General features: G+C 62.4%; 1 protein-coding gene and 2 pseudogenes. 1 reads left to right on the forward strand and 2 read right to left on the reverse strand.

Annotated features, from left to right (window positions below):
- Positions 1-132 precede the first annotated feature (132 nt).
- A pseudogene (locus ACZY0Y_RS19735) lies at positions 133-750 on the forward strand (transposase); the annotation flags it as partial.
- Between the two features lie 992 nt (positions 751-1,742).
- Here ACZY0Y_RS19735 and ACZY0Y_RS19740 read toward each other — a convergent pair.
- Both ACZY0Y_RS19740 and ACZY0Y_RS19745 read right to left on the reverse strand, forming a co-directional pair.
- Entirely contained in the window at positions 1,743-1,892 is a 150-nt protein-coding gene (locus tag ACZY0Y_RS19740) for a hypothetical protein (RefSeq protein WP_463959921.1), read from the reverse strand.
- A 407-nt stretch (positions 1,893-2,299) separates the two neighbouring features.
- Positions 2,300-3,126, reverse strand: a pseudogene (locus tag ACZY0Y_RS19745) (transposase); the annotation flags it as partial.

The raw sequence follows: 3,126 nt of genomic DNA on the forward strand, positions 1-3,126 counted from the left end.
TGGCCTTCCTCGCGGCGCTGTGATTATGCCGACCTTTTTGTCCCGTCCACCGCCTGGAACCTGGGATCACAGACCAACATCGGCATAACCACAACATCGGCATAACAGGACTTATGCCGACGTCGGCATAAGACATGGGACATCACGAAGCTGGCCGGGCCCATGAAGGGCAAATACTACGACTGCTACATGATGATCGACATCCACTCCCGCTTCATCGTCGGCGCGCACGTGCACGCCAGCGAATCCGCGGTTCTGGCGGTGGAAATGATGAAGGAAATCTTCGGCATCCACGGCATCCCGCAAGTGGTGCATGCCGACCGTGGGACTTCCATGACGTCAAAAACCGTGGCCGCGCTGCTCTCGGACCTGGAGGTCACCCGGTCACATTCCCGGCCCCGGGTGAGCAACGATAATCCGTACTCAGAAAGCCTCTTCAAGACCATGAAATACGGGCCAATGTTCCCCGAACGCTTCGCTTCCCTTGGCGATGCCAGGGCCTATATCAACGAGTTTGTGGACTGGTACAACCATCACCATCAGCATTCCGGAATCGGCTTCCACACTGCCGCCAACGTCCACTACAGGCTCGCCGCCGGCGTCGCCAAGCAACGCTCCGAAACCCTCGCCGCGGCACGGGCGAAACACCCCAACCGCTTCACCAAAACCACCGACCCCAAAATACTGGCGCTGCCCGGGGCCGCATGGATCAACCAACCCAAGGAAAACACCGAAAAACTAGCAGCCTAACTCCCACTGGTACCGACCGACTTGAAAAATTCCGTCGCCACGGACGCTTCGGAGCACACTAGGCGAGAGGGGAGCCACATTACTCACAGCGTGAAACTGCCGTGGCCCGCACTGTCACGGCAGACACCTGGGCCCGGCAACAAAATGGGCAAAATGAGGGTGTGCACAATGTGCACACCTGGGTCTTTGGAACGGGTCGTATTGGTGCCGGACTGGGCCGGATTGCGGAGTTTTTCGGGGGAGTGGCGGATTTGCAAGTGCTGGAACCCGGTTCGAGTCCCACCTCGGGCACAGTGTTTTCCCTGTTCAGGGGCTTTTTTGGTGTTTTTTGTGTGCACATTGTGCACACTCCCGCCTCTGATCTGGTGTTCCGGGTGTGTGGGTTCCCGGATAGACCTGTTTCGTTGTGTGGGGGAGCGGCTGGCTACGGCGGACCGGGTACCGCCTTGTGGGGTCTCTGATGGGTGTTCATCATAGTTCGTCCTTCCGTCGGGTTTTCGCGTTCACCACTTCATGGTGGCCAGGGCCGCGTACAACATGACTTGCTGATTACTCTTTAGATCGACCTACGAGTTGCGGCCGGTCCGGAACTTCCGCTCTAATACCTCTTCATGCAGGACCGCGGGGGGAACAGCATGACATGGCCACTGATCCGAAGCTGACCATGAGCTCGCTGAGCCTGGCAAGTCAGCAGGCGGGCCAGCCTCGGGGCGAGTTGCAGGAACCGGTGGGCCCTGCTGCGATGGCCTTCCCACCAGTGAGCCCGCCACCGGAGCCATCATTCTTCCCATCATCGCCGCATCCGGAATCTGGGTATCCTGCATCGCTGTCCTCGCTCCTTTGACCGTGGGAGCTGGCCACGCTACCCTGCCCTCAATCAGGGCCCTCTGAGAGGCGAACGAGGCGGTCGGCTCGCCATTGCCGCCCCGGTCATTGGATCTGGCATAGCTGCAGTGGCATTGATCAACATTTGGATTCATACCCAGCGCGGTTCAACAGTACTCGACGTAGTCCAGGTTCCTGCCGGTGAGTTTGCGGGCGCCGGACTTCTTGGCGTTCTGCACCAGGCGGGTGACGATGTCTAACTGGGCCTGGTTTTGCAGGGGGACGAGAACGTTGTTCTGGTCTGGGCCCACGCCCATCGGCGTTCCGGGTAACTCCGGTGAGGGCGTCACAGGCCCAGAACCAGCTCAGCTACTTCTTCCCCCGCGACACTGGTCGCCGACAACGACAACTCCCGGGTGGCCGAGGAGCAGTTCGGCCCGGCCCTGCCAATCGTCAAGCACCGCGGCCAGGTCTGCCCCGCGGCTCCCGCCCCTTAACGCAGGCGGGCGCCACCCTGAGTCTGTAATCAGCCGTTGGCACCTAGGAGGCTGCTGAACAACGCGGGTAGTGGGCGGGCGGAACGCCACCGATGGCCGTCTAGCGGCGTGTTCTGGTCAGCACCTTGGGTGCGACAACGGGGCCGTTCCGCCCGCTTGCGTTCATTCTGCCTCGGAATTGGGGTGTCATCCAGTGGTTTCATGGATGGGCCGGTCTGAGCAGGGGATTATCCCAGCGCCCATGCTCCCTCGTTCATGCTCAGTCCGAGGGCGAGCATTCGTCGCAGGTTTAGTCCTGCGACCCGTATCTGCAGCCATGCATCGTTTCGGTTGATGCCCCGGTGCGGAACGCGTCGGTTGCCGCGGGTGAGCCAGGCGATGGACGCTCGACCATGGGCCGGTGGGTGCGGTAATCCTGCTTGAAGGCTGGATCCGTGGCGCGGCGGCGGTGTTCGCGCAGTAGCGCGTCGTGTTCGTGGAGATCGAGCTTGCGTCCCCGTGCTGAGGCGGTGCGCCGGTCCCGGAGGGGACATCCGGTGCAGGCGGCGCCGAAGGTGACACTGCGTTTAGGGGTGATGGTCTTAGTGATGCCGTTCGGGCAGGTCACGGTGCCGACGGCCTCATCGACGGTGAAGTCATCGAGGGTGAATTCGCCGTCGACGGCTGGGCGCAGAGGCCAGGGTTTGATCACTTCACTGGCGTATGCGCGGTGCGGGCGAGAGCGGCGAGCATTTCCCCGGAACCGTAGGCCGAGTCGGCCAGGACGTCCACGCTGGTGCCGGCGATCGTGGGGTCCAGGCCGATCAGCCGGGCACCGACTGTCCCGTCGCTGTTCTCGGCTCCGGAGGCCGTGGTCAGCTCCGCGGCGGTGATCAGCCCGGTGTCGGGCTCGATGACAATATGTGCCTTGAATCCGTCCTGCTGCCGGGACTGGGTCTTATGCGCGTGCCGGGTGTCCGGGTCAACGGTGGAGATCAGCCGGTCCGGGGCGGCCTTGCGGGCGATCCGCCACCTCCCGTCCGTGCCGTCCGAGTCCTCGGCTGGCTCCACGTCC

The sequence above is a fragment of the Pseudarthrobacter kochi genome (assembly GCF_055412805.1).

Coding starts and splice junctions, on each gene's coding strand:
- ACZY0Y_RS19740 (WP_463959921.1), bottom strand. CDS start 1,892: ATGGGCGTGGGCCCAGACCAGAACAACGTTCTCGTCCCCCTGCAAAAC.